Annotated in this window: 22 protein-coding genes; 4 read left to right on the forward strand and 18 right to left on the reverse strand. The window is 66.8% G+C overall.

Annotation, left to right across the window (positions count from 1 at the left end; all coding sequences use genetic code 11):
* Positions 1–183 precede the first annotated feature (183 nt).
* From clsB to ACV22W_RS19955, 13 genes are all read right to left on the reverse strand, one after another.
* A complete protein-coding gene (gene clsB, locus ACV22W_RS19895; RefSeq protein ID WP_448021194.1) occupies positions 184–1,458 on the reverse strand; it encodes a cardiolipin synthase ClsB in 1,275 nt (424 codons plus the stop codon).
* Positions 1,455–1,949, reverse strand: a complete 495-nt coding sequence (gene nudB / locus ACV22W_RS19900) for a dihydroneopterin triphosphate diphosphatase (protein ID WP_448021196.1) — start codon at positions 1,947–1,949, stop codon at positions 1,455–1,457. Before nudB ends, clsB begins: the two co-directional genes overlap by 4 nt.
* Before the next feature lie 156 nt (positions 1,950–2,105).
* The gene (gene aspS / locus ACV22W_RS19905) at positions 2,106–3,908 is read right to left on the reverse strand and encodes an aspartate--tRNA ligase (RefSeq protein ID WP_059528194.1); all 1,803 of its coding nucleotides are present in this window, start codon (positions 3,906–3,908) and stop codon (positions 2,106–2,108) included.
* 67 nt (positions 3,909–3,975) lie between these two features.
* Positions 3,976–4,626 (reverse strand): DUF502 domain-containing protein, encoded by a 651-nt coding sequence (locus ACV22W_RS19910; RefSeq protein ID WP_006477842.1) that lies wholly within the window; start codon positions 4,624–4,626, stop codon positions 3,976–3,978.
* A 61-nt stretch (positions 4,627–4,687) separates the two neighbouring features.
* Positions 4,688–5,029, reverse strand: coding sequence for an FmdB family zinc ribbon protein (locus ACV22W_RS19915; protein ID WP_448021198.1), 342 nt, complete (start codon positions 5,027–5,029; stop codon positions 4,688–4,690).
* Between the two features lie 95 nt (positions 5,030–5,124).
* A complete protein-coding gene (locus ACV22W_RS19920) occupies positions 5,125–5,751 on the reverse strand; it encodes a methyltransferase domain-containing protein (protein ID WP_448021200.1) in 627 nt (208 codons plus the stop codon).
* A 17-nt stretch (positions 5,752–5,768) separates the two neighbouring features.
* Positions 5,769–7,346 carry a ubiquinone biosynthesis regulatory protein kinase UbiB gene (gene ubiB, locus ACV22W_RS19925; RefSeq protein ID WP_448021202.1) on the reverse strand — a complete coding sequence of 526 codons (1,578 nt, stop codon included), beginning with the start codon at positions 7,344–7,346 and terminating at the stop codon, positions 5,769–5,771.
* A gap of 12 nt (positions 7,347–7,358) precedes the next feature.
* Complete coding sequence (locus ACV22W_RS19930; protein WP_448021204.1) at positions 7,359–7,985, reverse strand: ubiquinone biosynthesis accessory factor UbiJ; 627 nt, start codon at positions 7,983–7,985, stop codon at positions 7,359–7,361.
* 164 nt (positions 7,986–8,149) lie between these two features.
* Positions 8,150–9,184 (reverse strand): TIM44-like domain-containing protein, encoded by a 1,035-nt coding sequence (locus ACV22W_RS19935; protein WP_448021206.1) that lies wholly within the window; start codon positions 9,182–9,184, stop codon positions 8,150–8,152.
* Positions 9,185–9,225: 41 nt separating this feature from the next.
* On the reverse strand, positions 9,226–9,957 hold the full coding sequence (gene ubiE / locus ACV22W_RS19940) for a bifunctional demethylmenaquinone methyltransferase/2-methoxy-6-polyprenyl-1,4-benzoquinol methylase UbiE (RefSeq protein WP_059528209.1): 732 nt from the start codon (positions 9,955–9,957) through the stop codon (positions 9,226–9,228).
* 52 nt (positions 9,958–10,009) lie between these two features.
* A complete protein-coding gene (locus tag ACV22W_RS19945) occupies positions 10,010–10,423 on the reverse strand; it encodes a gamma-butyrobetaine hydroxylase-like domain-containing protein (RefSeq protein WP_011886002.1) in 414 nt (137 codons plus the stop codon).
* Positions 10,420–10,863, reverse strand: a complete 444-nt coding sequence (locus tag ACV22W_RS19950) for an HIT family protein (protein ID WP_044846840.1) — start codon at positions 10,861–10,863, stop codon at positions 10,420–10,422. The genes ACV22W_RS19945 and ACV22W_RS19950 overlap by 4 nt, the downstream gene beginning before the upstream one ends.
* Positions 10,864–10,950: 87 nt before the next feature.
* A complete protein-coding gene (locus ACV22W_RS19955; RefSeq protein ID WP_448021208.1) occupies positions 10,951–14,967 on the reverse strand; it encodes a DUF3683 domain-containing protein in 4,017 nt (1,338 codons plus the stop codon).
* A gap of 576 nt (positions 14,968–15,543) precedes the next feature.
* Here ACV22W_RS19955 and ilvA point away from each other — a divergent pair.
* Positions 15,544–17,067, forward strand: a complete 1,524-nt coding sequence (ilvA, locus tag ACV22W_RS19960; RefSeq protein WP_448021210.1) for a threonine ammonia-lyase, biosynthetic — start codon at positions 15,544–15,546, stop codon at positions 17,065–17,067.
* Between the two features lie 12 nt (positions 17,068–17,079).
* The gene (gene queF / locus ACV22W_RS19965) at positions 17,080–17,904 is read left to right on the forward strand and encodes an NADPH-dependent 7-cyano-7-deazaguanine reductase QueF (RefSeq protein ID WP_448021212.1); all 825 of its coding nucleotides are present in this window, start codon (positions 17,080–17,082) and stop codon (positions 17,902–17,904) included.
* 84 nt (positions 17,905–17,988) lie between these two features.
* Here the strand turns inward: queF and ACV22W_RS19970 are convergent, their stop codons facing one another.
* The 3 genes from ACV22W_RS19970 to ACV22W_RS19980 all read right to left on the reverse strand — a co-directional run bounded on the left by ACV22W_RS19970 (position 17,989) and on the right by ACV22W_RS19980 (position 20,915).
* Positions 17,989–18,375 carry a RidA family protein gene (locus ACV22W_RS19970; RefSeq protein WP_006751946.1) on the reverse strand — a complete coding sequence of 129 codons (387 nt, stop codon included), beginning with the start codon at positions 18,373–18,375 and terminating at the stop codon, positions 17,989–17,991.
* A gap of 123 nt (positions 18,376–18,498) precedes the next feature.
* The gene (locus ACV22W_RS19975) at positions 18,499–19,980 is read right to left on the reverse strand and encodes an N-acyl-D-amino-acid deacylase family protein (RefSeq protein WP_448021213.1); all 1,482 of its coding nucleotides are present in this window, start codon (positions 19,978–19,980) and stop codon (positions 18,499–18,501) included.
* Between the two features lie 2 nt (positions 19,981–19,982).
* Positions 19,983–20,915, reverse strand: coding sequence for a MurR/RpiR family transcriptional regulator (locus ACV22W_RS19980; RefSeq protein WP_448021215.1), 933 nt, complete (start codon positions 20,913–20,915; stop codon positions 19,983–19,985).
* A 119-nt stretch (positions 20,916–21,034) separates the two neighbouring features.
* Between ACV22W_RS19980 and ACV22W_RS19985 the strand changes: the two genes are divergently transcribed.
* Together ACV22W_RS19985 and ACV22W_RS19990 are read left to right on the forward strand one after the other, a co-directional pair.
* A complete protein-coding gene (locus ACV22W_RS19985; protein ID WP_448021217.1) occupies positions 21,035–22,315 on the forward strand; it encodes an amino acid deaminase in 1,281 nt (426 codons plus the stop codon).
* Between the two features lie 163 nt (positions 22,316–22,478).
* Complete coding sequence (locus ACV22W_RS19990; protein WP_014896064.1) at positions 22,479–23,060, forward strand: DJ-1/PfpI family protein; 582 nt, start codon at positions 22,479–22,481, stop codon at positions 23,058–23,060.
* A gap of 120 nt (positions 23,061–23,180) precedes the next feature.
* Here ACV22W_RS19990 and ACV22W_RS19995 read toward each other — a convergent pair whose 3' ends face one another.
* Together ACV22W_RS19995 and ACV22W_RS20000 are read right to left on the reverse strand one after the other, a co-directional pair.
* Positions 23,181–23,627, reverse strand: a complete 447-nt coding sequence (locus ACV22W_RS19995; RefSeq protein WP_059607688.1) for a MarR family winged helix-turn-helix transcriptional regulator — start codon at positions 23,625–23,627, stop codon at positions 23,181–23,183.
* A gap of 33 nt (positions 23,628–23,660) precedes the next feature.
* Positions 23,661–25,256 carry an MDR family MFS transporter gene (locus tag ACV22W_RS20000; RefSeq protein ID WP_448021219.1) on the reverse strand — a complete coding sequence of 532 codons (1,596 nt, stop codon included), beginning with the start codon at positions 25,254–25,256 and terminating at the stop codon, positions 23,661–23,663.
* Between the last annotated feature and the right edge of the window lie 24 nt (positions 25,257–25,280).

The following is a 25,280-nucleotide window of genomic DNA, read 5'->3' on the forward strand; positions in this document are numbered from 1 at the left end:
GTTCGGGGGTTCGAATAAAATCGAACGGCCGTACTATTATTGAGTGCGGCCGCTCGCGAAACAAGGAAATTATTAGAAACCGGTGTCTAACCGAGCCGCTATTTTGCGCGATTCCGGCGGGACCGGAGCGGCTTTTCCGCACGAACGTGCGGACAGATTTTTGAAGCGGATGCTTAGTCCGTATCAGTCGTAACCACCGACCGTCAGCGCCTTCATCACGATGCGGTACGTGTTGTACGCGAGCCAGTTCAGCATACGCTCGATGCGCGGCCGTGCGGCATACCGGGCGGCGTCGATTTCACGGCCTTCGGTGAAGGCGGCCGTGATCGCATCGCGCAGTTCGTTGGTGACCGCATCGTAGCGCACCAAGACGACGTTCGCCTCATTGTTCAGCATCAGGCTCAACGCGTCGAGGTTCGACGAGCCGACGGTCGCCCAGTTGTCGTCGATCACCGCGACCTTGCCGTGCAGGATCGTCTTGTCGTATTCCGCCACGCGCACGCCCGCGCGCAGCAGCGCGTGATACAGGAACGGCACGGCCGTATCGAGCGCCGTGAACTCGTTGCGACCGATCAGGATCCGCACGTCGACGCCGCGGCGTGCAGCGCCCGTCAGCGCGCGGCGCAGCTTGCGGCCCGGCATGAAATACGGATTCGCGAGCAGGATCCGGTGGCGCGCCCGGCCGATCGCGGCGAGATACGCCTTCTCGATCGCGCGGCGGTTCACGACGTTGTCGCGCGCGACGAACGCGACGCTCGGCTCCGTCACGACCCTCAGCGCACCGGCCTTGATCCACCGGTGGCTGCGCATCCAGCGCCGGAACATGTCCGGGAACGCCTCGCCGCCGTGCAACCCGGCCGCGTACTGCGCGTACGGCTTGTGGCCGAACTGGATGCGGTGCCACTGCAGTTCGAATGCGGCGCGCACGTCCGACACCGCCGGCCCGGCCATCTCGACCGCGAAATCCCAGCGCGGGAACGGCAGCGTCGCGCTGCCCTGCGCGTAGTCGTCGACGATGTTGATGCCGCCGCAGAACGCGACCGCATGATCGATCACCGCGAGCTTGCGGTGGGTGCGCGAGAAGCCGAAGCGGCCGAACAGGTAGCGGTTGTAGATGCAGTGCTCGACACCGGCCTCGGCCCACGCATCGAACAGCGGCAGGCGCGCGGTGCCGACGCCGTCGGTGATCACGCGCACGCGCACGCCGCGCTGCGCCGCGCGGATCAGCGCATCCGACACCGGCCGACCGGCCGCGTCATCGCAAAAGATGTAGGTTTCGAGCATCACCTGCTCGCGCGCCGCATCGATCCGTTCGATCAGCGCGTGGAAGAATTCGCTGCCGGTCTCGCAGAGCCGCACCGTGTTGCCGGCCGTGAACGCAAGCCGCGACGCGGAGCCGCGCTCCTGCAGGAACATCTGCCGCAATTGCGCGAAGCGCTTGCGGGTTTCCGCATTCATGCGGACGAGCCGTGCGGCACCCGCGCGAGCGACACGCGCACGGGCAATTGCAGGATCGCCTCGGCATTCGACGGCGAGAAGCAGCGCGCGGCCGCTTCGCGGTACGGCAACCACGCATGGTCGACATGCTCGCGCGGCGACAGCGTCACGTCGACGCGGCGCGGCACACACAGGCCGAACCAGTGCTCGACGTTGCGCGTGACGCCCGGCGCATAGCGATGCAGGTATTGCGGATAGATGGTGTATTCGATTCGGTGGTGCCAGTCGACCAGCGCGGTAACCGGCACGTCGTGCGTACCGACCGAGATGCCGGTTTCCTCGGCGACTTCGCGCGCGGCCGTGAGCGCGAGCGGCTCGTCGAGCGCGTCCTTCGATCCGGTCACCGATTGCCAGAAATCGGGCTGGTCGGCACGCTTGATCACCAGCACGTCGAGTTCGGGCGTGTAGATCACGACGAGAACGGATTCGGGGATTTTCAGCGGCTTCGTCATCTTTGTTTCATGCGGCACAGGGCCGGGCGCCGGGCCTGTGCCGGAACGTGCGGCAAGTGCTGCGACTGTACCGCAAAAAACGAAAAAGGCGCACCACGGCGCCTTTTTCGCTGGATGTCGTGCGCGCGTCGCCGCGCACACGACCTGTGGCACCCGTTACGCCTTCGGCTGTTCCGGCTGACGCAGACGGATGTGCAGCTCGCGCAGCTGACGCTCGTCGACCGGGCTCGGCGCCTGCGTGAGCAGATCCTGCGCACGCTGCGTCTTCGGGAACGCGATCACGTCGCGAATCGAGTCGGCGCCGGCCATCATCGTGACGATGCGGTCGAGGCCGAATGCGATACCGCCGTGCGGCGGCGCGCCGTACTGCAGCGCGTCCAGCAGGAAGCCGAACTTCAGTTGCGCTTCTTCCGCGCCGATCTTCAGCGCGCGGAACACCTTGCTCTGCACTTCCTCACGGTGGATACGCACCGAGCCGCCGCCGATTTCCCAGCCGTTCAGCACCATGTCGTATGCCTTCGCGAGGCAACGGCCCGGATCCGTCTCGAGGTACTCGAGATGCTCGTCCTTCGGGCTCGTGAACGGGTGGTGCGCGGCGACGTAGCGCGCGTCTTCGTCGTCGTATTCGAACATCGGGAAGTCGACGACCCACAGCGGCTTCCAGCCGGCCTGGACGAGGCCGTTCGCCTTGCCGAATTCCGAATGGCCGATCTTCAGGCGCAGTGCGCCGAGGCTGTCGTTGACGACCTTCGCGCGGTCGGCCGCGAAGAAGATGATGTCGCCGTCTTCAGCGCCGGTGCGCTCGAGGATCGCCGCGATCGACGCGTCGTGCAGGTTCTTGACGATCGGGCTTTGCAGGCCGTCGCGGCCCTTCGCCTTCTCGTTGACCTTGATCCATGCGAGGCCCTTCGCGCCGTAGATGCGCACGAATTCCGTGTAACCGTCGATGTCGCCACGCGACAGCTCGCCGCCCTTCGGCACGCGCAGCGCCGCGACACGGCCGTCCTTCGCGTTGGCCGGCGTGCTGAACACCTTGAAGTCGACGTCCTTCATCGCGTCGGTCAGCTCGGTGAATTCGAGTTGCACGCGCAGGTCCGGCTTGTCCGAACCGAAACGCGCCATCGCTTCCGAGTACGGCATCACCGGGAATTTCGCGTCGAGTTCGACGTCGATCGTCGTCTTGAAGATGTGACGGATCATGTCTTCGAACAGGTCGCGGATTTCCTGCTCGCCGAGGAACGACGTCTCGCAGTCGATCTGCGTGAATTCCGGCTGACGATCGGCACGGAGGTCCTCGTCGCGGAAGCACTTGGTGATCTGGTAGTAACGGTCGAAGTTCGCGACCATCAGCAGCTGCTTGAACAGCTGCGGCGACTGCGGCAGCGCGAAGAACTGGCCTGCGTTCACGCGCGACGGCACGAGGTAGTCGCGTGCGCCTTCCGGCGTGCTCTTGGTCAGCATCGGCGTTTCGATGTCGATGAAGCCCTGCTCGTCGAGGTACTTGCGTGCTTCGATCGCGACGCGGTAGCGCAGGCGCAGGTTGTGCTGCATCTGCGGACGGCGCAGGTCGAGCACGCGGTGCGTGAGGCGCGTCGTTTCCGACAGGTTGTCGTCGTCGAGCTGGAACGGCGGCGTGATCGACGCGTTCAGCACGATCAGCTCATGGCACAGCACTTCGATCTTGCCGCTCTTCAGGCCGGCGTTGACCGTGCCTTCCGGACGGTTGCGCACGAGACCCTTGATCTGCACGCAGAACTCGTTGCGCACGCCTTCGGCGGTCGCGAACATTTCCGCGCGATCCGGGTCGCACACCACCTGCACGAGGCCTTCACGATCGCGCAGGTCGATGAAGATCACACCGCCGTGATCGCGGCGGCGCTGCACCCAGCCGCACAGCGACACGGTTTGGCCCAGCAGGTGTTCGGTCACGAGACCGCAGTATTCAGTACGCATCGACATGATGTTTGCTTTCGTTCGGTTTGATCAACGGGTGCCGCAACGCGCGGCCCGGGCGATGATTCTTTACTTACAGCGGCGGCTCGACGGGACGGCGGGCGGGCGCCGGAGCCGGCGCCGAAGGCGCCACGACGCCCATCGAGACGATGTACTTGAGCGCGGCATCGACCGACATGTCGAGTTCGATGACTTCGCTCTTCGGCAGCATCAGGAAGAAGCCCGACGTCGGGTTCGGCGTCGTGGGCACGTACACGCTCACGTACTCTTCCGTCAGATGGTTGACCACGTCGCCGCCGGGCGTGCCCGTCAGAAACGCGATCGTATACGAGCCGCGCCGCGGGTATTCGATCAGCAGCGCCTTGCGGAATGCATTGCCGCTGCTCGACAGCAGCGTGTCCGACACCTGCTTGACGCTCGTGTAGATCGGCCCGACGACCGGGATGTGACGCACGACCGCGTTCCACCACGTGACGAGCTTCTGGCCGATGAAGTTCTGCGTGGCGAGCCCGACGACGAAGATGAACGCGAGCGTCAGCACCGCGCCGATCCCCGGCAGGTGGAAGCCGAGCATCCGCTCCGGCTGCCACGATTCGGGCAGCAGCAGCAGCGTCTGGTCCATCGTGCCGATGATGAGGCCGAGCACCCACAGCGTGATCGCGAGCGGGACGAGAACCAGCAGGCCGGTCAGGAACACCGTTTTCAGGGTCGTCTTTTTCATCATCTGCCGTCAATGAACCGCGCCGGAAGCGCGGGTTGGTCGTGGCCCGGCCGGGCCGCGACGGTCAACTGCCGGCGGCGGGCGCCGCAGCCGGGGCGGGCGCGGCGCTCGTCGTCGTACTTTCGGAGCTCGCGGCAGCGGGCGCGGCTGCCGCCGGCGCCGCAGCGGCCGGTGCTGCCGGCGTGTCGCCGGACGCCGTCGCCGGCGCGCTGGTGCCGCCCGAGCCACCGCGGAAATCGGTGACATACCAGCCGGAGCCCTTCAGCTGGAAGCCGGCGGCGGTGACCTGCTTGCGAAAAGCATCCTTCCCGCATTCGGGGCACTGCGACAGCGGCGCGTCGCTCATCTTCTGGAGCACGTCCTTCGCGAAACCGCACGCTTCGCATCGATAGGCGTAGATCGGCATGATATTTTTCCCGCAGAAACTGGAAACGGCTTGCAAAACCTTGAATTATAGCCGAAACCCCGGCGCGCTCCGGCAACGGCCGCGACGCCCTGGCTTCAGCGACGGCGCCACGTGAGCCAGCGCTCGTGCCCTTCGAACACGGCCAGCGAATCGGTCACCGGCAGATCCTCGATCAGTTCGAAGTGCGGCGCGAGCAGCGCATCGAGTTCGGCTCGCTCGATGCCGAACGGCGGCCCCTTCGGTTTCGCCGTTACGAAGAAATAGCCGGCCAGCAACGCTCCGGCCGGCAACAATTCGGCCATCCGCGCCGCATAGCCGGCGCGCAGGCTCGGCGGCAGCGCGCACAGGAACGCGCGCTCGTATACCCACTGCACGTCGAACGGCGGCCGGTATGCGAAGAAATCAGCCTGCTCGACGACGTCCGCATGCGCGCCAAGCCGCGCCTTCGCCGTCGCCACCGCCTGCGCCGAGAAATCGATCGCGCGCACGGGCCAGCCGGCCTGCGCGAGCCAGCCGGCCTCCTGCGCACTGCCGCAGCCGGGAATCAGCACCGCACACGGCCCGAGGCGCTGTGCAAACGCACGAAACCCGTCGGGCACACCGCCGAACTCCCATGGCGTCACGCCGCGCGCGAAACGCTCGTCCCAGAATGCGGCGTTGCCGGGGTCGCGCGTCGTAAACTCGGCGGCGCTCGGTGCGGACGGTCGTTTCGGTTCGGACATCGCGCGGCTTCCTTCGTTCATGTGCCGTACGCGAGCGCGAGCAGCACGCGCGCGACGAGCGCCCCGACGCCGACGGCAAGCCCGAAGATCAGCAATGCCTGCAGCAGCCGGTTGGTACGTTTCTGCTCGATAAGGATCTGACGCATCAGGTCTTCGCTCGCCGCGCGCGGCGCGTCGTGGCGCGCCGCCATCGCGTGGTGGATCAGGCGCGGCAGTTGCGGCAGCGTCTTGCTCCATTGCGGCGCCTCGACCTTGAAGCGCTCGTACCAGCCGCGCAGGCCGATCTGCTCGGTCATCCAGCGCTCGAGATACGGCTTCGCCGTCTTCCACAGGTCGAGGTCGGGATCGAGCGAACGGCCGAGCCCCTCGACGTTCAGCATCGTCTTCTGCAACAGCACGAGCTGCGGCTGGATCTCGACGTTGAACCGGCGCGACGTCGAGAACAGGCGCATCAGCACCTGGCCAAGCGAGATGTCCTTCAGCGCGCGGTCGAAATATGGTTCGCACACCGCGCGGATCGCGCTTTCGAGTTCCTCGACGCGCGTCTCGGGCGGCACCCAGCCCGATTCGAGGTGCAGCGTCGCGACGCGGTGGTAATCGCGCTTGAAGAACGCGAGGAAATTCTGCGCGAGGTAGTTCTTGTCGAAATCCGACAGCGCGCCGACGATCCCGAAATCGAGCGCGATATAGCGGCCGAACGTGTTCGGATCGAGGCTCACCTGAATGTTGCCCGGGTGCATGTCCGCATGAAAGAAACCGTCGCGGAACACCTGCGTGAAAAAGATTTCGACGCCTTCGCGCGCGAGCTTCTTGATGTCGACGCCGGCCGAGCGCAGCGTCTCGACCTGGCTGATCGGCACGCCGGTCATGCGCTCCATCACGAGAACCTGCGACGTCGAGAAATCCCAGAACATCTCGGGCACGAGCAGCAGATCGAGGCCCGCGAAGTTGCGGCGCAGCTGGCTGCCGTTCGCGGCCTCGCGCATCAGGTCCAGCTCGTCGTGCAGGTACTTGTCGAATTCGGCGACGACTTCGCGCGGCTTCAGGCGCCGGCCGTCGGCCCACATGCGCTCCGTCCACGTCGCGATGTCGCGCATCAGCGCGAGGTCCGAATCGATCACCGGCAGCATGTTCGGGCGCAGCACCTTGACCGCGACGGCCTTGCCCGCGTGCGGGCCCTGCTTCAGCTTCGCGAAATGCACCTGCGCGATCGACGCGCTCGCGATCGGCTCGCGCTCGAATTCGTCGAACAGCTCGTCGACTGGCGCGCCGAGCGACTTCTCGATGATCGCGATCGCGACCGCCGAATCAAAAGGCGGCACCTGGTCCTGCAGCTTCGCGAGTTCGTTCGCGAAATCGACCGACAGCAGGTCGCGGCGCGTCGACAGCACCTGGCCGAACTTCACGAAGATCGGGCCGAGGCTTTCGAGCGCGTGACGCAGCCGCACGGCGGGCGGATCGGAATAGCGGCGGCCGATCGTCGTGATCCGCAACAGCAGTTTCACGCGCCGGTCGTCGATCCGGGACAGCATCACTTCGTCGAGGCCGAAGCGGATGACGGTGTAGACAATCTTGATGAAACGGAAAATGCGCATGCCCTGCGGCCCTCAGTGCGCGCCGCGCGGGCCTGAGCCCGTGCGCGCGCCGATTTTTTGTTCGAGTCGCTCGACCCGTTTCTCGACCCGCGCGAGCGCATCGCGCGCACGCGCCAGTTCGGCGTCGAAGCCGCCGAGCACCGTGCGCCGGACGACTTGCGGGTTTTCGTCGAGCCAGTATTCGACGACGGAATCGAGCACGTTGCGGCCGGTGCGGCGCGCGCGCGCGCCGGCGTCGCGCATGACCGTCGCGATCCGGTGCGCCGCCGCGTCGCCGACCAGCTTCGCGAGATCTTCCTCAGCTTCCCAACGCAGGTGCTCGGCCAGCTTCGCGATCTGCGTCGCGAACTCCGCGTCGCCCTCGATCTTCACGTGCTTCATCACGGCCGCCTGGCCGCCCTGCAGGAATGCTGCGACGGTGTCGCCCGCAAGCGCGATCGACACGTCGACGTGTTGCGCATCGTGCGCTTCCACAGCGGACAGATAGCCGTCGGGCTGCACGAGCAGCGTGAGCGTGACGGGCGGCACGTCGAGCCGGGCGGTCTTGCCCGTGTAGGGGATCAGGCGGTCGCGCGCCCACGATTCGCGCGCGAGCAGGTGATTGACAGCAGCAGCAAAAGGCTTGGCGGCAAAGGTCATCGGGCTGGGAAAGAAAAAACCCGCGCGGGCCGGGCGCCCACGCGGGTTTCTATTGTAACGTCGGATCGTCGGCAGACCGCGGCCAACCGCACACCCGGGCGGCAAGCGGTCGCAGTGCGGCGGCCGTCGCCCGGGCAGCCGGCAAGCCGGCCGCCCGGTCACGTTCAGTGCGTGTTGAGCTGCTGGATACCCGCGAGCAGCCAGCCCTGACTGCCCGACTTCGACAGGTTCCACACCTCGTCGAACGGTGCCGCCGACGCATTCGCGGATTCGCGGATCAGCCCGTGGAAGCGCACGCTCGCCGACTGCTCGATGCCGCGATCCTCGATCGCGACCAGTTCCGCGTCGAGCTGCACGACATCGGTCTGGTTCGCCTCGTTGCCGCGCGAGTCGAGGTCGATCTTGATCTCGGCGAACATTTCCGGCGTCGTGAACTCGCGAATGTCGGCCAGGTTGCCCTGGTCCCAGGCTGCCTGCAGGCGCACGAAGTAGACCTTCGCGCTGCGCAGGAACGCTTCGGTGTCGAAGCCGGCCGGCACCTGCAGCGGCGCGGCCGCCATCGCGCCCGCCGCGCCGGCGGCGGCCGCGCCGCCTCCGAACACGCCTTGCGCTTCGTTCGCATAGCTGCTGCCGCTGCCGGCATAGTTGTTGCCGGTGCTGCCTTGCTGGAACGACGGGCTCTGCGAGTAGCCGCCCGACGACGATGCCGAACCGCCCACCGAGTACGCCGGTTCGTGCGGACGGCGACGGTTCATGAACTTGCGGATCAGCCAGATGCCGACCATCGCGAGCAGGGCGATCACGATGACGTTCGCCATCATGCTCGCGAACGCGCCGCCCAGGCCGAAGTGCGACAGCAGCGCCGCGATGCCGAGACCGGCCGCGAGACCGGCGATCGGCCCGAGCCAGCGCGAGCGGTTCGGCTGCGCGGCCGGAGCCGGTGCGGCGGGATTCGTGCGCTGCGCCTGCGCCGGCGCGGCCTGCTGCATCGGCTGCTGAGCGGGCGGCGTGGCCTGGCGCTGCGTAACGGTGGAGCTTTGACGGCCGATGCTGCGCCCGCCGCCCATGCGCTTGGCTTCAGCGTCGAGCGATGCGAACGTGCCGGCCGTGAGCAGGCCGACCATCAGCAGCGTGCCGACCCGTCGAGCCCACGGCTTCGACGGCTTGCTACGGTTGAACAACGAACGCGATTCGGACATCAGCTTCTCCAGATGTAAGGCGAATGTATGGAAAGAACCCCTTAGTACTTGGTTCCTAGGTGTAACGCTACCACGCCACCTGACAAATTGTAATATTTGACAGCGTCGAGGCCCGCTTGTTCCATCATCGTCTTCAGCGTGTCCTGATCGGGGTGCATCCGGATAGATTCAGCAAGATACTTGTAACTTTCGGCATCTTTCGCGAACTTGTCGCCAAGCCACGGTAATACTTTGAAAGAATACAGATCGTACGCTTTTTTCAGCGGATCCCAGACTTTCGAGAATTCCAGCACCATCACGCGGCCGCCGGGCTTCGCCACGCGGCGCATCTCGGCCAGCGCGGCGTCCTTGTGCGTCATGTTGCGCAGCCCGAACGCGACCGTGACCACATCGAAGTAGTTGTCGGGAAACGGGATTTTCTCGGCGTCGCACAACAGCGACGGCGTCACGATGCCCTTGTCGAGCAATCGGTCGCGGCCGACGCGCAGCATCGATTCGTTGATGTCGGTGTGCCAGACTTCGCCCGTCGGGCCCGCCGCCTTGGCGAACGCCTTGGTCAGGTCACCCGTGCCGGCCGCGATGTCGAGCACCTTGAAGCCGGGGCGCACGTTCGCCTGCGCGATCGTGAACGCCTTCCACGCGCGGTGCATGCCGGCCGACATCAGGTCGTTCATCAGATCGTAGTTGCTCGCGACCGAATGGAACACGCCCGCCACTTTCTTCGCTTTTTCAGTTTCCTCGACGCTTTCGAAGCCGAAGTGGGTTTTGCTCATCGCGTTGATCCTCAGTAAATGGCAAGACGGCGCCGAGCGGGCGCCGTCGATTTCAGTGGCAGTGGCCGTGCGGCGCGGGCGCCGCCTGCATCGGCGCGTCGCGCTCGACGCCCGCCGCCTTCAGTTTGTCGAAATAGTCGCGCCACAGCGCGTCCTGCTGTGTCGCCAGTTCGTACAGCAGATCCCACGAGTAGATGCCGGTCGAATGGCCGTCCGAGAACGTCGGCTGCAGCGCATAGTTGCCCACGCCCTCGAGCGCGGTGATCGTCACTTCGCGCTTGCCGGTCTGCAGCGTCTCCTGGCCAGGCCCGTGGCCGCGCACCTCGGCCGACGGCGAATAAACGCGCATCAGCTCGAACGGAATCCGGTAGCTCTCGCCGTTGGGGTACTGCAATTCGAGCACGCGCGACACCGCGTGCACGACGACGCCGGACGGAATCGGCGTCGTGGAAGTCAAACCGCTCATGGCTGCCTCGAATCGGTCATGCGTTGAATTTCCTCGCGCACCGCATTGTGCAGCAGCGAGGCCTGCGCCGCGCGCGTGCGCAGCAGCGCCTCGGACACGCTGCGCTGGCGCGGCGCCCAGACGGGCTGCGGGAAATGGGCGTCGTTGGAGAAGCGCGGGATCACGTGCCAGTGCACGTGCGGCACCATGTTGCCGAGGCTCGCGAGATTCACCTTGTTCGGCTGCATCACGCGGCGCACGGCCCGCTCCACCGCGTACACCACGCGCATCAGATGTGCCCGCTCGGGCTCGCCGAGATCGGAGAACTCGGCCACGTGCGTGCCCCAGATCACCCGGCAGAAGCCCGGGTAGTCGTGCTCGCCCGTCGCAAGCACGACGCGCAGCGCATCGTCCTGCCAGAGCACCTCGCCGCCGTCTTCACGGCAAAACACGCATTCCATCGTCGCTCCCATGTGGACGGGCGCCGGCGCTTCAGCGCAGGCGCCCGCTCTCATCCCTCGCCCGGCCGGGCGGTCGTCATGCCCGCATTAGACCAGCACGCGCTCGATCCCGCCATTGTTCGCGTGTGCGACATAATCGGCCATCCAGTTCTCGCCGAGCACCTGGCGCGCGATCTCGACCACGATGTAGTCGGCCTCGAGGTTCGCATCCTCGTTGTAGCGCGACAGGCCCTGCAAGCACGACGGGCAGCTCGTCAGGATTTTCACGTCCGGGCCGTTCGCGGCCGGCGCCGGCGTGTCGCCGGCCACGACCGGGATGCTGCGCAGCTTCGCGGCACCCTTGCGGATTTCCTCTTCCTTGCGGAAGCGGACCTGCGTGGACACGTCCGGACGCGTGACCGCGAGCGTGCCCGATTCGCCGCAGCAGCGCTCGTTCTTCTCGATCTTGTAGCCGTCCTTCTCCGTGCCCATCAGCTCGTTGACGAGCTTCACCGGATCCATCGTCTTGATCGGCGTGTGGCACGGGTCGTGATACATGTAGCGGGTACCCGTTACGCCATCGAGCTTCATCCCCTTCTCTAGCAGGAACTCGTGGATGTCGATGATCCGGCAGCCCGGGAAGATCTTGTCGAATTCGTAGCCCGCGAGCTGGTCGTAGCAGGTGCCGCACGACACGACCACCGTCTTGATGTCGAGGTAGTTCAGCGTGTTCGCGACCCGGTGGAACAGCACGCGGTTGTCGGTGACGATCTTCTCGGCCTTGTCGTACTGGCCCGAGCCGCGCTGCGGATAGCCGCAGCACAGGTAGCCCGGCGGCAGCACGGTCTGCACGCCCGCCTCCCACAGCATCGCCTGCGTGGCGAGCCCGACCTGCGAGAACAGGCGCTCGGAGCCGCAGCCCGGGAAGTAGAACACCGCTTCCGAATCGACGGTCGTCGATTTCGGGTTGCGGATGATCGGCACGATCTTGTTGTCCTCGATGTCGAGCAGCGCGCGCGCCGTCTTCTTCGGCAGGTTGCCCGGCATCTTCTTGTTGACGAAGTGGATCACCTGCTCGACCACGGGCGGCTTGCCGACCGTCGCCGGCGGATGCTGGGTCTGCTTCGTCACGACCTTCTTCAGCATGTCGTTCGCGAAGCGCTGCACCTTGTAGCCGACGCCCATCATCACGCTGCGCGCGGCGTTGATCGTCTGCGGATTGGTCGCGTTCAGGAAGAACATGCCGGCCGCATTGCCGGCGTTGAATTTCTTCTTGCCCATCTTGCGCAACAGGTTGCGCATGTTCATCGTGACGTCGCCGAAGTCGATCTTCACCGGGCACGGCGTCGCGCACTTGTGGCACACCGTGCAGTGGTCGGCCACATCGTTGAACTCGTCCCAGTGCTTGATCGACACGCCGCGGCGCGTCTGTTCCTCGTACAGGAACGCCTCGACCAGCAGCGAGGTCGCGAGAATCTTGTTGCGCGGGCTGTACAGCAGGTTCGCGCGCGGCACGTGCGTCGCGCACACCGGCTTGCACTTGCCGCAGCGCAGGCAGTCCTTCACCGAATCGGCGATCGCGCCGATGTCGGACTGCTGCATGATCAGCGACTCGTAGCCCATCAGCCCGAAGCTCGGCGTGTATGCGTTGCGCAGGTCGGCGCCGTCGAGCAGCTTGCCCTTGTTGAAGCGGCCGCTCGGATCGACACGCTGCTTATACGCGCGGAATTCGGCGATCTCGTCGTCGGTCAGGAACTCGAGCTTCGTGATGCCGATCCCGTGTTCGCCGGAAATCACGCCGTCGAGCGAGCGTGCAAGCGTCATGATGCGCGCGACCGCCGCGTGCGCGTCCTGCAGCATCTCGTAGTTGTCGGAGTTGACCGGCAGGTTCGTGTGGACGTTGCCGTCGCCGGCATGCATGTGCAGCGCGACGAACACGCGACCGCGCAGCACCTGCTTGTGGATCGCCTGCGCCTCGTCGAGGATCTGCTTGAACGCGCCGCCGTTGAAGATCGCGCGCAGCTCCGCGCGGATCTCCTGCTTCCACGAGATGCGGACCGTGCGATCCTGCGTGACGTGGAACACGGTCGCGCCCGGCTGATCGTCCGCGCGATCGGCGAACTTCTCGGCGAGCGCCTCGTAGCCGAGCTGCACGAGATAGTGCTGTGCCTCGCGCAGCGGCTGGTCGAGCCGGTCGCGCACGAATTCCCAGCGCGCACGCACGCGCTTGAGCAGCTCCAGCGCCTGCTGCACGCGATCCTCGAGCAGTTCGGCGCTCGGGATTTCGTTCGCGTCGTCGGTCTTGCCGAGCGGCAGGTTGCCGGCGCGGAAGAACGCTTCGAGCGCGTCGACCAGCTGCAGCTTGTTCTTCAGCGACAGCTCGATGTTGATCCGCTCGATGCCGTCGGTGTACTCGCCCATCCGGTTCAGCGGGATGACGACGTCCTCGTTGATCTTGAACGCGTTGGTGTGCTTCGCGATCGCGGCCGTGCGGCTGCGGTCGAGCCAGAAGCGCTTGCGCGCCTCCGCGCTGATCGCGACGAAGCCTTCGCCGCTCTTGCCGTTCGCCATCCGGATCACTTCGGACGTCGCGTGCGCGACCGCATCGGCGTCATCGCCGACGATGTCGCCGATCAGCACCATCTTGGGGAATGCGTTGCGCTTGCTCTTGGTCGCGTAGCCGACCGCGCGCAGGTAGCGCTCGTCGAGGTGCTCGAGGCCCGCGAGAATCGCGCCGCCCTGCTTCGACGTCTCGAACAGGTAATCCTTGATCTCGACGATGCTCGGGATCGCCTCGCGCGCCTGGCCGAAGAATTCGAGACAGACGGTGCGCGTGTGCGCGGGCATCTTGTGCAGCACCCAGCGCGCGGACGTGATCAGCCCGTCGCAGCCTTCCTTCTGCACACCCGGCAGCCCGGCGAGGAACTTGTCGGTGACGTCCTTGCCGAGGCCTTCCTTGCGGAATCGGCGGCCTTCGATCTCGAGCATCTCGCTCTTCAGCAGCTTCTCGCCCGGCGCGTACGCGCCGTCGAACCACTTCAGCTCGAAACGCGCGACCGCGATGTCGTGGATCTTGCCCTGGTTGTGTTCGTGGCGCGTGACTTCGAGCCAGTTGCCGTCCGGATCGACCATCCGCCACCAGGCCAGGTTGTCGAGCGCGGTGCCCCACAGCACGGCCTTCTTGCCGCCCGCGTTCATCGCGACGTTGCCGCCGATGCACGATGCGTCCAGCGAGGTCGGATCGACCGCGAACACGTAGCCGGCCGCTTCGGCCGCTTCCGTCACGCGGCGCGTGACGACGCCCGCGCCGGAGAAGATCGTCGGCACCTTGTGCGCGACGCCCGGCAATTCGGTGAGCTCGACCGCGCCGAGCTGTTCGAGCTTCTCGGTGTTGATCACCGCGGAAAACGGCGTGAGCGGCACGGCGCCACCCGTGTAGCCGGTGCCGCCGCCGCGCGGGATCACGGTCAGGCCGAGCTCGAAGCACGCCTTGATCAGGCCCGCGATTTCGGCTTCGGTATCGGGGGTCAGCACGACGAACGGGTATTCGACGCGCCAGTCGGTCGCGTCGGTCACGTGCGACACGCGCGACAGCCCGTCGAAGCGGATGTTGTCCTTCTGCGTGCAGCGACCGAGCGCCTTGGTCGCACGGCGGCGCAGGTCGGCCATCTTGTCGAATTCGTCGGCGAACTCGTCGACCGCGCGCTGCGCGGCGGCTTCCAGCATCTCGACGCGTCCGGCACGTTCGCGGCCCGCGTCGTCGCGGTGCTCGGTCAGGTCGGCGCGACGGCGCTTGCCGATCTCGGTCAGGCGGTGGTTCAGTGCCTCGATCAGCAGTGCGCGGCGCTTCGGGTTGTCGAGCAGGTCATCCTGCAGGTACGGATTGCGGCGCACGACCCAGATATCGCCGAGCACTTCGTACAGCATCCGTGCCGAGCGGCCCGTGCGGCGTTCGGCGCGCAGTTCGTCGAGCACCGACCACGCCTCCTCGCCGAGCAGGCGGATCACGATCTCGCGGTCGGAGAAGGACGTGTAGTTGTAGGGAATCTCGCGCAGACGGGGCGCGGGGTCGGCGGCGACGGCGGCGGCCGCGCCATGCGGATCGAAAACTTGTGGTGCGTTCATGTTCGGACGACTCGGAGGGCCGATACACCGTGCACGGGCGTCGGCAAGCGCGTAGGCGCAATCTTGGGGAAATCTGTTCTGGTGCCAGGCGCGCGACTATCTCGCATGGGGCCGGAGCGGGTCTGGACTCACCGTTCCGGGCCGGCGTGGCCTGGCGGCACTCGGAGCCATCAGCACGATCGCGCGCGGCGCGCATGCCGCTCCGCCGCGGGGCTGGCTGCGCGCGGCGTCGGCTTCAACGGGGCGATCCGAGGGTGCCTCTGCATCTTCCGATCCTTGATTCAAAACGGAATTCTAACCCATGATCGGCCCGCCCGTGAGACGCCGGACAGGTCGTGGGGCTTTCGCCGCAACCCGCGCCGGGCCTGCTTCGGCGCGATTTCGCGCTCGCATTCGCCGTCCGTCCGGTCGGTAACGATTCAGTTAAACCGGTAAAAAACGGACGCTCCGCGCGGCAAACACGCCCGCCGGCGCGGTTCCGCGACCGTGCGCCCGGCATGCCGCTTGCGTGCGGACGGACCCTTGGCGCTATCATTGATCTTTTATCGTCTGCTTCCGCACTGCACGCGAGCGCCCATGGCATCCCACGATTACCTGAAGAAAATCCTTACCGCGCGCGTCTACGACGTCGCGTTCGAGACGGAACTCGAACCCGCCCGCAACCTGTCGGCCCGACTGCGCAACCCCGTATACCTGAAGCGCGAGGACAACCAGCCGGTGTTCTCCTTCAAGCTGCGCGGCGCATACAACAAGATGGCGCACATTCCGGCCGACGCGCTCGCGCGCGGCGTGATCACGGCATCGGCCGGCAATCATGCGCAGGGCGTCGCGTTCTCGGCGGCACGGATGGGCGTCAAGGCCGTGATCGTCGTGCCCGTCACGACGCCGCAGGTAAAGGTCGACGCGGTACGCGCGCACGGCGGCCCGAGCGTCGAGGTGATTCAGGCGGGCGAGTCGTACAGCGATGCGTACGCGCACGCGGTCAAGGTGCAGGCGGAGCGCGACCTCACGTTCGTCCACCCGTTCGACGATCCGTACGTGATCGCCGGCCAGGGCACGATCGCGATGGAAATCCTGCGTCAGCACCAGGGGCCGATTCACGCAATCTTCGTGCCGATCGGCGGTGGCGGGCTCGCGGCCGGCGTGGCGGCGTACGTCAAGGCGGTGCGGCCGGAAATCAAGGTGTTCGGCGTGCAGGCCGAGGATTCGTGCGCGATGGCGCAGTCGCTGCAGAAGGGCGAGCGCGTCGAGCTGAGCGAGGTCGGCCTGTTCGCGGACGGCACCGCGGTGAAGCTCGTCGGCGAGGAAACCTTCCGGCTCTGCCGCGAATTCATCGACGGCGTGCTGACGGTCGACACCGACGCGCTGTGCGCGGCGATCAAGGACGTGTTCCAGGATACGCGCAGCGTGCTCGAACCGTCCGGCGCGCTCGCGGTCGCGGGCGCGAAACGCTATGCGGAACGCGAAGGCATCGAGAACCAGACGCTCGTCGCGGTCACGTCCGGCGCGAACATGAACTTCGACCGGATGCGCTTCGTCGCCGAGCGCGCGGAAGTCGGCGAGGCGCGTGAAGCCGTGTTCGCCGTCACGATCCCCGAGGAGCGCGGCAGCTTCAAGCGCTTCTGCTCGCTCGTCGGCGATCGCAACGTGACCGAGTTCAACTACCGGATCGCCGATGCGCAATCCGCGCACATCTTCGTCGGCGTGCAGATCAAGCGGCGCGGCGAATCGGCCGAGATCGCCGCGAACTTCGAGTCGCACGGCTTCAGGACCGTCGACCTCACGCACGACGAGTTGTCGAAGGAACACATCCGCTACATGGTGGGCGGCCGCTCGCCGCTCGCGCTCGACGAACGCCTGTTCCGCTTCGAATTCCCGGAGCGGCCGGGCGCGCTGATGAAGTTCCTGTCGTCGATGGCGCCGGACTGGAACATCAGCCTGTTCCACTACCGCAACCAGGGCGCGGACTACAGCTCGATCCTCGTCGGGCTGCAGGTGCCGCAGGCCGATCGCGCCGAATTCGAACGCTTCCTCGCGGCGCTCGGCTATCCGTACGTCGAGGAGAGCGCCAATCCGGCTTACCGCCTCTTCCTGTCGTAAAGGCTTCGTGCAATGAATCCTGAACATTCCCCGCTCGGCAAGGCGACCGTCTACGCAGCGCAGTACGACGCGTCGCTGCTGTTCCCGATCCCGCGCGCCGGGGCGCGCGAGCAGCTCGGCATCATGTCGGCGCCGCCGTTCTTCGGCACCGACATCTGGAACGCGTACGAGCTGTCGTGGCTCAACGCGCGCGGCAAGCCGCAGCTCGCGGTCGCGACCTTCTTCGTGCCGGCCGAATCGCCGAACATCGTCGAATCGAAGTCGTTCAAGCTGTATCTCGGCTCGTTCGCGCAATCGAAGTTCGACTCGGTCGACGCGGTGCGCGACGTGCTGAAACGCGACGTGTCGGCCGCGTGCGGCGCGAGCGTGTCGGTGCAGCTCGTGTCGCCGCACGATTTCGGCAAGCTCGAGATGGAAGAGCTCGACGGGCTGTCGCTCGACCGGCTCGACCTCGACACCGACGTGTACGAACCCGATCCGTCGCTGCTGTCGGCCGCCGAGGACGAAGCGCCGGTCGAGGAAACGCTCGTGTCCGACCTGCTGCGCTCGAACTGCCCGGTCACCGGCCAGCCCGACTGGGGCAGCGTGCAAATTCACTACGTCGGGCCGCAGATCGATCACGCGGGGCTGCTGCGCTACATCATCTCGTTCCGCAACCACACGGGCTTTCACGAGCAGTGCGTCGAGCGGATCTTCCTCGACATCCTGCATGCCTGCAAACCGGTGAAGCTCGCGGTGTATGCGCGCTATACGCGCCGCGGCGGGCTCGACATCAATCCGTTCCGCACGAACTACAACCAGCCGATGCCGGACAACGCGCGGACCGCACGGCAGTAACACCGGCCTGCCCGAAACGAAACAGCCCCGCCGGCTCGCGCCGACGGGGCTGTTTCACTGTGCGCAGCGGATTGCGCGGGCGCGTTACTTCGCCGGCGCCTTGTAAGCGATGCAATCGACCTCGACCTTGCAGTCGATGACCATGCTCGACTGCACGCACGCGCGTGCCGGCGGATGCTCGCCGAAGTACGACACGAACACCTTGTTGAACGACGCGAAATCGCGTGCGTCGTCGAGCCACACGCCGCAGCGCACGACGTGTTCGAGGCCGTAGCCGGCTTCCTTCAGGATCGCGATCACGTTCTCGATCGTCTGCTTCGACTGCGTGACAATCCCGCCTTCGACGACCTCGCCGTTCACCATCGGCGTCTGGCCCGACACGTACAGCCAGCCATCGGCCTCGACCGCGCGTGCAAACGGCATCACCTGGCCGCCGGTGCCCTTCGCTTCGCCCACGCCATATCGCTTCATCGTTTCACTCCTTGATTGTCGACCGGCATCGGCGCGCAAGCGCCAGCGCCGGTCCCATGCAACGCACGGTTGCGGATGCGCGCGCCGACATGGCGCACGCGGCAAATCGGATCGGGACCGCGTTCAGAACGCGGCGTCGGCACTCGCCGGCACGCGCTCTCCGCGCGCGACGAAACCACCGGCGCGCGCGCCGGTCGGCTGGCCATTCTCGTAGGTCAGCACGCCGTTCACCCACACCGCATCGATCCCGTGCGCGGGCTGCTGCGGCTTCTCGAACGTCGCGGCATCGATCACGCGCGCCGGATCGAACAGCACGAGATCCGCGTGGTAGCCGACGTGCACTTCGCCGCGCCGCGCGATCCCGTAGCGGCGCGCGGACAGCGTCGTCATCTTGCGGATCGCTTCCTCGAGCGGCAGCAGGTTCGTGTCGCGCACGTAATGGCCGAGCACGCGCGGGAATGCGCCCCACAGCCGCGGGTGCGGCAGCGGATCGTTCGGCAGGCCGTCCGAGCCGACCATCGTCGCCGGATGCGACAGGATCCGCCGCACGTCGTCCTCGGACATGTTGTGGTACACGGCGCCGGCCGGGCGGATCCGCTGCGCGGCTTCCTGCTCGGTCACGCCCCAGTCGGCCGCGATCGCCTTCAGCAGCTTGCCCGCGACTTCCGGATGCGGCTCCGACCACGTGATCGTGATGTCGATGTCGCCCGTCACCTGCTTCAGGTCGAGCGTCGACGAGCTGCGGCTGTACGGATAGCAGTCGCAGCCGACCGGCTGGTAGCGGCGCGCGCCTTCGAGCGACGCGAGCACCTCGGTGCTGCGCCCCCAGTTCGACGGGCCCGCGCATTTCAGGTGCGAGATCACGACCGGCACCTGCGCGTGACGGCCGACACGATAAGCCTCGTCCATCGCGTCGAGGATCGCGTCGAACTCGGTGCGCATGTGCGTCGTGTACAGCGCGCCCGCATTCGCGAGCGGTTCGGCGAGCGCCATCACCTCCTCGGCCGGCGCCGCGAACGCGGAGCCGTACGCGAGGCCCGACGACAGCCCGAGCGCGCCGTTCGCGAGCGCCTCCTCGAGCTGCGTGCGCATTCCGGCGATTTCGCCGTCGGTCGCCGCGCGGTCGAGGCGGTCCATCTGGTTGTTGCGCAGCGCGGTGTGCCCGACGAGCGCCGCGACGTTGACGGCCGGACGCGCGTCGTTGACGGCCGCGACATAGGCGGCGAAGGTCGGATAGCGGAACGCGTCGCGATCGCCGAGCAGGTTCATCGGGTCCGGCGGATCGCCCGCGAGCGTCACCGGCGACGCGCTGATCCCGCAATTGCCGACGATCACGGTCGTCACGCCCTGCGAGATCTTCGGCAGCATCTCCGGCGCGCGGATCACGTGCGTGTCGTCGTGCGTGTGCACGTCGACGAAGCCCGGCGCGAGCGCGCGGCCGTTCGCATCGACGACGGTCTCGGCGAGCCAGTTCGACAGATTGCCGATCGCCGCGATCACGCCGTTGCGGATCGCGACGTCGCGCGTGACGGGCGGCGCGCCGGTGCCGTCGTACAGCTGCGCGCCGACGATCAGCGTATCGGCGGCTTCGGGATGCGAATGCATGGTCAGTCTCCTACCGGTTGACGGTCTCCGCCGCCGCGGTGCGCATCGAGCGCATGCTTGATGCGGCGCAGCGATTCTCGGCCCGCATCGCCGAGCCGCAGTGCGACTCCGGTGACGAGCACGTCGATCGCCATCATCATCGCGTAGCGCGACGTCGAAGGCTTGTAAATGAAATCGGTTTCGAACGCGACGACCGGGATCAGATGGTCGGCAAGCTTCGCGAGCGGCGAAGCCGGCGCGGTGATCGCGATCAGCTTCGCGCCGTAGCGCTTCGCGAGACGGCAGCTCTCGAGCAGCTCGGGCACGCGCCCGCTCACCGACAGCGCGACGACCACGCCGTCGCGCGACAGCGTCGCCGCCACCATCCGCTGCAGCAGGCTGTCCTGGTAGCTCGCGACCGGCCGGCCGAAGCGCACGAGCCGGAAGCGCAATTCGTCGGCGAGTGCAGTCGAGCCGCCGCCCTGCCCGTACACGTAGATCATCTTCGCGCCGGCGAGCAGGTCGGCCGCCGCGTCGAACGACGTGTTGCGCAGCAGCTGGTGATTGTGCGCGAGCGCCACGCGGATTTCGTCGTAGACGACCGATGCGGGGCTCGCGTCTTCCTCGGGATGCTCGTCGGCCGGCACGAGAAAGCGCTGGCCGACGGCCGCCGCCTGCGCGACGAGCACCTTCAGTTCGCGCACGTCGCGGCAGCCGACGGCCTTCGCGAAGCGCGTGACCGTCGCGGCGCTGACCCCCGCGTCGCGCGCGAGCGCGCCGATGCTCGCATGCGCGGCGCGCGCGAGATCGGCGAGGATGAATGCGGCGACCTTGCGTTCGGCCTCGCGCAACTCGGGCGCGCATTCGGCGATCCGCGCGACGATGTCGAGGACCGGCTGGGCGACCGAAGCCGATTCGGCTGCGAACGGAGCGGACGGAGTGGCGGACGAATTCATCTGCTGAAAGGGATCTGGCGTCTCATGTTACTAAATAACATTACCGCGCCGATGCTACTTTCTGTACCATCTGCATGTCAACTTCAGTGCAATGCATAGTGATGATGGAGCGGGATGACATGAAAGTTACAAACTATCAGGAACCGACAATCAATCCGTTGGGCAAGGGCCTCGGCAACCTGCCGAGCGCGAGCGTGCCGCTCGACGACGCGGGCCGCCTCGAGTGGAACCTGCTCGCGGAAGACGTCAGCCTGCCGGCCGCCGTGCTGTACGCGGATCGCATCGAACACAATCTGAACTGGATGCAGGCGTTCGTCCAGCAGTACGGGGTGAAGTTCGCGCCGCACGGCAAGACGACGATGGCGCCGCAACTGTTCCGCCGCCAGCTCGACGCCGGCGCGTGGGGCATCACGCTCGCGACCGCGCACCAGACGCAGGCCGCGTATCACGGCGGCGTGCGGCGCGTGCTGCTCGCGAACCAGCTGGTCGGCCGCCAGAACATGGCGATCATCGCGCAGCTGCTGTCCGATCCCGAGTTCGAATTCTTCTGCCTCGTCGATTCGGCCGACGGCGTCGACCAGCTCGGCCGCTTCTTCGGCGACGCGAAGAAAACGCTGAACGTCCTGCTCGAGCTCGGCGTGCCGGGCGGCCGCGCGGGTGTGCGCGACGCCGCGCAACGCCAGGCCGTGCTCGACGCGATCGCGCGCTATCCGGACACGCTGAAGCTGGCCGGCATCGAACTCTACGAAGGCGTGCTGAAGGAGGAAGGCGAGATCCGCGCGTTCCTGCAGGACGCGGTCGCACTCACACGGGAGCTGGCCGAAGCCGGCCGTTTCGCGCGCACGCCGGCGATCCTGTCGGGCGCCGGTTCGGCGTGGTACGACGTGGTCGCGGAGGAATTCGCGAAGGCGTCCGACGCCGGTTTCGCGGAAGTCGTGCTGCGTCCGGGCTGCTACCTGACGCACGACGTCGGCATCTACAAGAAGGCGCAGACCGACGTGTTCGCGCGCAACCCGATCGCCCGCAGGATGGGCGAAGGGCTGCTGCCGGCGCTGCAGCTGTGGGCGTACGTGCAGTCGGTGCCCGAGCAGGACCGCGCGATCATCGCGCTCGGCAAGCGCGATGCGGCGTTCGACGCGGGCCTGCCCGAGCCGGCGCGCCACTTCCGCCCGGGCCGCGACAGCGCACCGCGCGATGTCGCCGCGAGCGAAGGCTGGGCCGTCACCGGGATGATGGACCAGCACGCGTATCTGCAGATCCCGCCGGGCGCGGACGTGAAGGTCGGCGACATGGTCGCGTTCGACATCTCGCACCCGTGCCTGACGTTCGACAAGTGGCGCCAGCTGCTCGTCCTCGATCCGCAGTTCCGCGTGACGGAAGTCGTCGAAACCTTCTTCTGACGCCCCGCGCGCCTCGCCCCGCCGCCGCGCGGGGCGGCCGTCACGCGCGCTTCAAGCGGCCGGAGTACACTGCGCTTTCGTCCTCGGGGCCGCTTCGCCGCCGCAGCACCGTCTGCCGCATGCGGCGCGAACGGACCCTCAACGCTGTTCAATGGAGAAAGCCATGGCCGCGAAGAAGATCCTGTTCCTGACCGGCGATTTCGCCGAAGACTACGAAACGATGGTGCCGTTCCAGGCGCTGCAGGCCGTCGGCCATCACGTCGATGCAGTCTGCCCGGGCAAGCGCGCGGGCGACAAGGTCAAGACCGCGATCCACGATTTCGAGGGTGACCAGACCTACACCGAGAAGCCCGGCCACAACTTCACGCTGAACGCGACGTTCGACGACGTCGATGCGTCGGCCTACGACGCGCTCGCGATCGCGGGCGGCCGCGCGCCCGAATACCTGCGTCTGGATGCGAAGGTGATCGCGCTGGTGCGCGCGTTCGCCGAAGCCGGCAAGCCGATCGCCGCGATCTGCCATGCGGCGCAGCTGCTCGCGGCCGCCGACGTGATCCGCGGCAAGCGCATCTCGGCCTACCCGGCCTGCGCGCCGGAAGTAAAGCTCGCGGGCGGCGAGTACGCGGACATCCCCGTCGATGCGGCCGTGACCGACGCACCGTTCGTCACCGCGCCCGCGTGGCCCGCGCATCCGGCATGGCTCGCTCAGTTCCTCGCGCTGCTGGGCACGCGCATCGAGCTGTGAACGAAGTTGAATGAAATGAAGTGAAACGCCGGTCGGCAACGGGTTCGTGCGACCCGCATGCCGTGCCGATCAGGATCGGTCGACGGGGCGCGCCCCGTCGTGCCGCTTCCGCCCTGCCCTTCAGTGCTGCGCCGGCGTCGAGCCGACTTCCGCGATCCGCGACTCCAGCATCGCCAGCGCACCCGACAGCGCGGTCAGCACGTCGTCCGGCAGTTGCGCCATCGTCTGGTCGAGAAACGCCTTGCGGCGCGGCAGGCACGCGTCGAACGCGGCGCGGCCGTCTTCGGTCAGCGTGACGTTGGTCACGCGGTTGTCGCGGGCGTCGGACGCGCGCTCGATCCAGCCGAGCGCGTCGAGCGATTTCAGCTGGCGCGTGAGCGCGCCCGGATCGATGCGCAGCACCTCGACCAGCTTCTTCTGCGACGAATGCCCGCCCATCGTGTGCAGCGCGACCATGATGCGCCAGCGCGGCATCGGCTGCCCGACGTGCGTTTCGAACGCGCTCATGAACGCGCGATACGTGCGTCCGAATTGCTGCAAGATCGCGACGCGGTCCTGTTCTTCCATGCGCTGATGCCTACTCGTTCAATCGGTGCTCGTTCAATCGGCCGCGACATGCGGTTCGATCTTGTGCCGCAGCGCGATCGGCGGCACGCGGCGACACTGCCACACCGACACCACGGCGACGACGGCCGCCATCGCGACCCCCAGGTGAATCGCGCCGACCAGCGATTCGCGGGCCGCTTCCAGCAGCAGCGCGCCATTATGCCCGGCGCGGGTCAGCTCCGCGACGAGACTGCCCTGCGCGGCGCGGTCGATCAGGATCTGCGGATCGGCGAGTTGCGCGTGCCACTGCAGCGCGTGGTCGCCCGACAACGCATCGCGCACGCCGCTCGAATACATCTGGTTGACCAGCGTGCCCGTCAGCGCGGTGCCGATCATCCCGCCGACCATCCGCAGCGACTGCAGCAGCGCCGTCGCGATGCCGAGGTGCTCGCGGCCGGCCGTCTGCTGCGCGAACACGGTGAGGTTCGGCAGCACGAAGCCGAGGCCGATGCCGCCGGCGACCATCAGCGCCATCAGCACCCAGGTCGGCGTCGTGTGCGTCGACACGACGATGCCCGCGCATGCGATCGCGAACAGCACGAAACCGACGTGCAGCATCGTATTCGGATTGCGGATGCGCGTGACGACGCGGCCGTTCATGATGCTGCCGATCGTGATGAACACGACGAGCGGCGTGATCACGAGCCCCGCCTCCTTCGGCGACATGCCGAAGCCGCCCTGGAACAGCAGCGGCGCGTAGAACAGCAGCGAGAACATCGAGAAGCCGGCGAGGATCGCGAGCACGAACAGCGCCGACAGCGCGCGGTTGCCGAACATGTCGAACGGCAGAATCGGCTGCGCGCAGCGCTTTTCCCAATGCCACAAGCCGACGCCGGCGCCGACCGCGACGATCAGCAGCAGCGACGCCCAGCTCATGACGCCGTACTTCGGCAGCCATTCGACGAACAGCTGCAGCGCGCCGAGCGACAGCGCGATCAGCAGCGCGCCGGGCCAGTCGAGCCGCATCTTGCGGTCGTGCTCGACATGGCGCAGATGCGGCAGGTAGCGCCACACGAAGAACAGCGACAGCAGGCCGACCGGCAGGTTCACGTAGAACACGGAGCGCCAGCCGAACGACTGGGTCAGGATCCCGCCGAGCGACGGCCCGACCGCGTTCGCGATGCCGAACGCGGAGCTCATCAATACCTGCCAGCGCAGCCGCACGACGGAATCGGGGAACAGATCGGGAATGCACGCGAACGCGGTGCCGACCAGCATCCCGCCGCCGATCCCCTGCAGGCCGCGCGCGAGCACCAGGAACAGCATGTCGTTGGCCATCCCGCACAGCACCGACGCGCCGGTGAACACGACGATCGACACGGTCACGAACGGCTTGCGGCCGTAATAATCGCCGAGCCGGCCGAAGATCGGCACGGTGATCACGGAACTGAGCAGGTACGAGGTCGCGACCCACGCATACAGGTCGAACCCCTTGAGCTCGGCGACGATGGTCGGCAACGCGGTGCCGACGACCGTCTGGTCGAGCGCGACGAGCATGGTGACGAACGAAATCCCGATCATCGCCAGCAGCGATTCGCGGAACGGCAGGACTTGCCCGCTCGAATGGTGGGCGGCAGTATGGACGGCCATTTTTTGTTGATGCAACTTTTGACG

This window comes from Burkholderia sp. AW49-1 (assembly GCF_053427845.1).

Coding starts and splice junctions, on each gene's coding strand:
- clsB (WP_448021194.1), bottom strand. CDS start 1,458: ATGAATGCGGAAACCCGCAAGCGCTTCGCGCAATTGCGGCAGATGTTC.
- nudB (WP_448021196.1), bottom strand. CDS start 1,949: ATGACGAAGCCGCTGAAAATCCCCGAATCCGTTCTCGTCGTGATCTAC.
- aspS (WP_059528194.1), bottom strand. CDS start 3,908: ATGTCGATGCGTACTGAATACTGCGGTCTCGTGACCGAACACCTGCTG.
- ACV22W_RS19910 (WP_006477842.1), bottom strand. CDS start 4,626: ATGATGAAAAAGACGACCCTGAAAACGGTGTTCCTGACCGGCCTGCTG.
- ACV22W_RS19915 (WP_448021198.1), bottom strand. CDS start 5,029: ATGCCGATCTACGCCTATCGATGCGAAGCGTGCGGTTTCGCGAAGGAC.
- ACV22W_RS19920 (WP_448021200.1), bottom strand. CDS start 5,751: ATGTCCGAACCGAAACGACCGTCCGCACCGAGCGCCGCCGAGTTTACG.
- ubiB (WP_448021202.1), bottom strand. CDS start 7,346: ATGCGCATTTTCCGTTTCATCAAGATTGTCTACACCGTCATCCGCTTC.
- ACV22W_RS19930 (WP_448021204.1), bottom strand. CDS start 7,985: ATGACCTTTGCCGCCAAGCCTTTTGCTGCTGCTGTCAATCACCTGCTC.
- ACV22W_RS19935 (WP_448021206.1), bottom strand. CDS start 9,184: ATGTCCGAATCGCGTTCGTTGTTCAACCGTAGCAAGCCGTCGAAGCCG.
- ubiE (WP_059528209.1), bottom strand. CDS start 9,957: ATGAGCAAAACCCACTTCGGCTTCGAAAGCGTCGAGGAAACTGAAAAA.
- ACV22W_RS19945 (WP_011886002.1), bottom strand. CDS start 10,423: ATGAGCGGTTTGACTTCCACGACGCCGATTCCGTCCGGCGTCGTCGTG.
- ACV22W_RS19950 (WP_044846840.1), bottom strand. CDS start 10,863: ATGGAATGCGTGTTTTGCCGTGAAGACGGCGGCGAGGTGCTCTGGCAG.
- ACV22W_RS19955 (WP_448021208.1), bottom strand. CDS start 14,967: ATGAACGCACCACAAGTTTTCGATCCGCATGGCGCGGCCGCCGCCGTC.
- ilvA (WP_448021210.1), top strand. CDS start 15,544: ATGGCATCCCACGATTACCTGAAGAAAATCCTTACCGCGCGCGTCTAC.
- queF (WP_448021212.1), top strand. CDS start 17,080: ATGAATCCTGAACATTCCCCGCTCGGCAAGGCGACCGTCTACGCAGCG.
- ACV22W_RS19970 (WP_006751946.1), bottom strand. CDS start 18,375: ATGAAGCGATATGGCGTGGGCGAAGCGAAGGGCACCGGCGGCCAGGTG.
- ACV22W_RS19975 (WP_448021213.1), bottom strand. CDS start 19,980: ATGCATTCGCATCCCGAAGCCGCCGATACGCTGATCGTCGGCGCGCAG.
- ACV22W_RS19980 (WP_448021215.1), bottom strand. CDS start 20,915: ATGAATTCGTCCGCCACTCCGTCCGCTCCGTTCGCAGCCGAATCGGCT.
- ACV22W_RS19985 (WP_448021217.1), top strand. CDS start 21,035: ATGAAAGTTACAAACTATCAGGAACCGACAATCAATCCGTTGGGCAAG.
- ACV22W_RS19990 (WP_014896064.1), top strand. CDS start 22,479: ATGGCCGCGAAGAAGATCCTGTTCCTGACCGGCGATTTCGCCGAAGAC.
- ACV22W_RS19995 (WP_059607688.1), bottom strand. CDS start 23,627: ATGGAAGAACAGGACCGCGTCGCGATCTTGCAGCAATTCGGACGCACG.
- ACV22W_RS20000 (WP_448021219.1), bottom strand. CDS start 25,256: ATGGCCGTCCATACTGCCGCCCACCATTCGAGCGGGCAAGTCCTGCCG.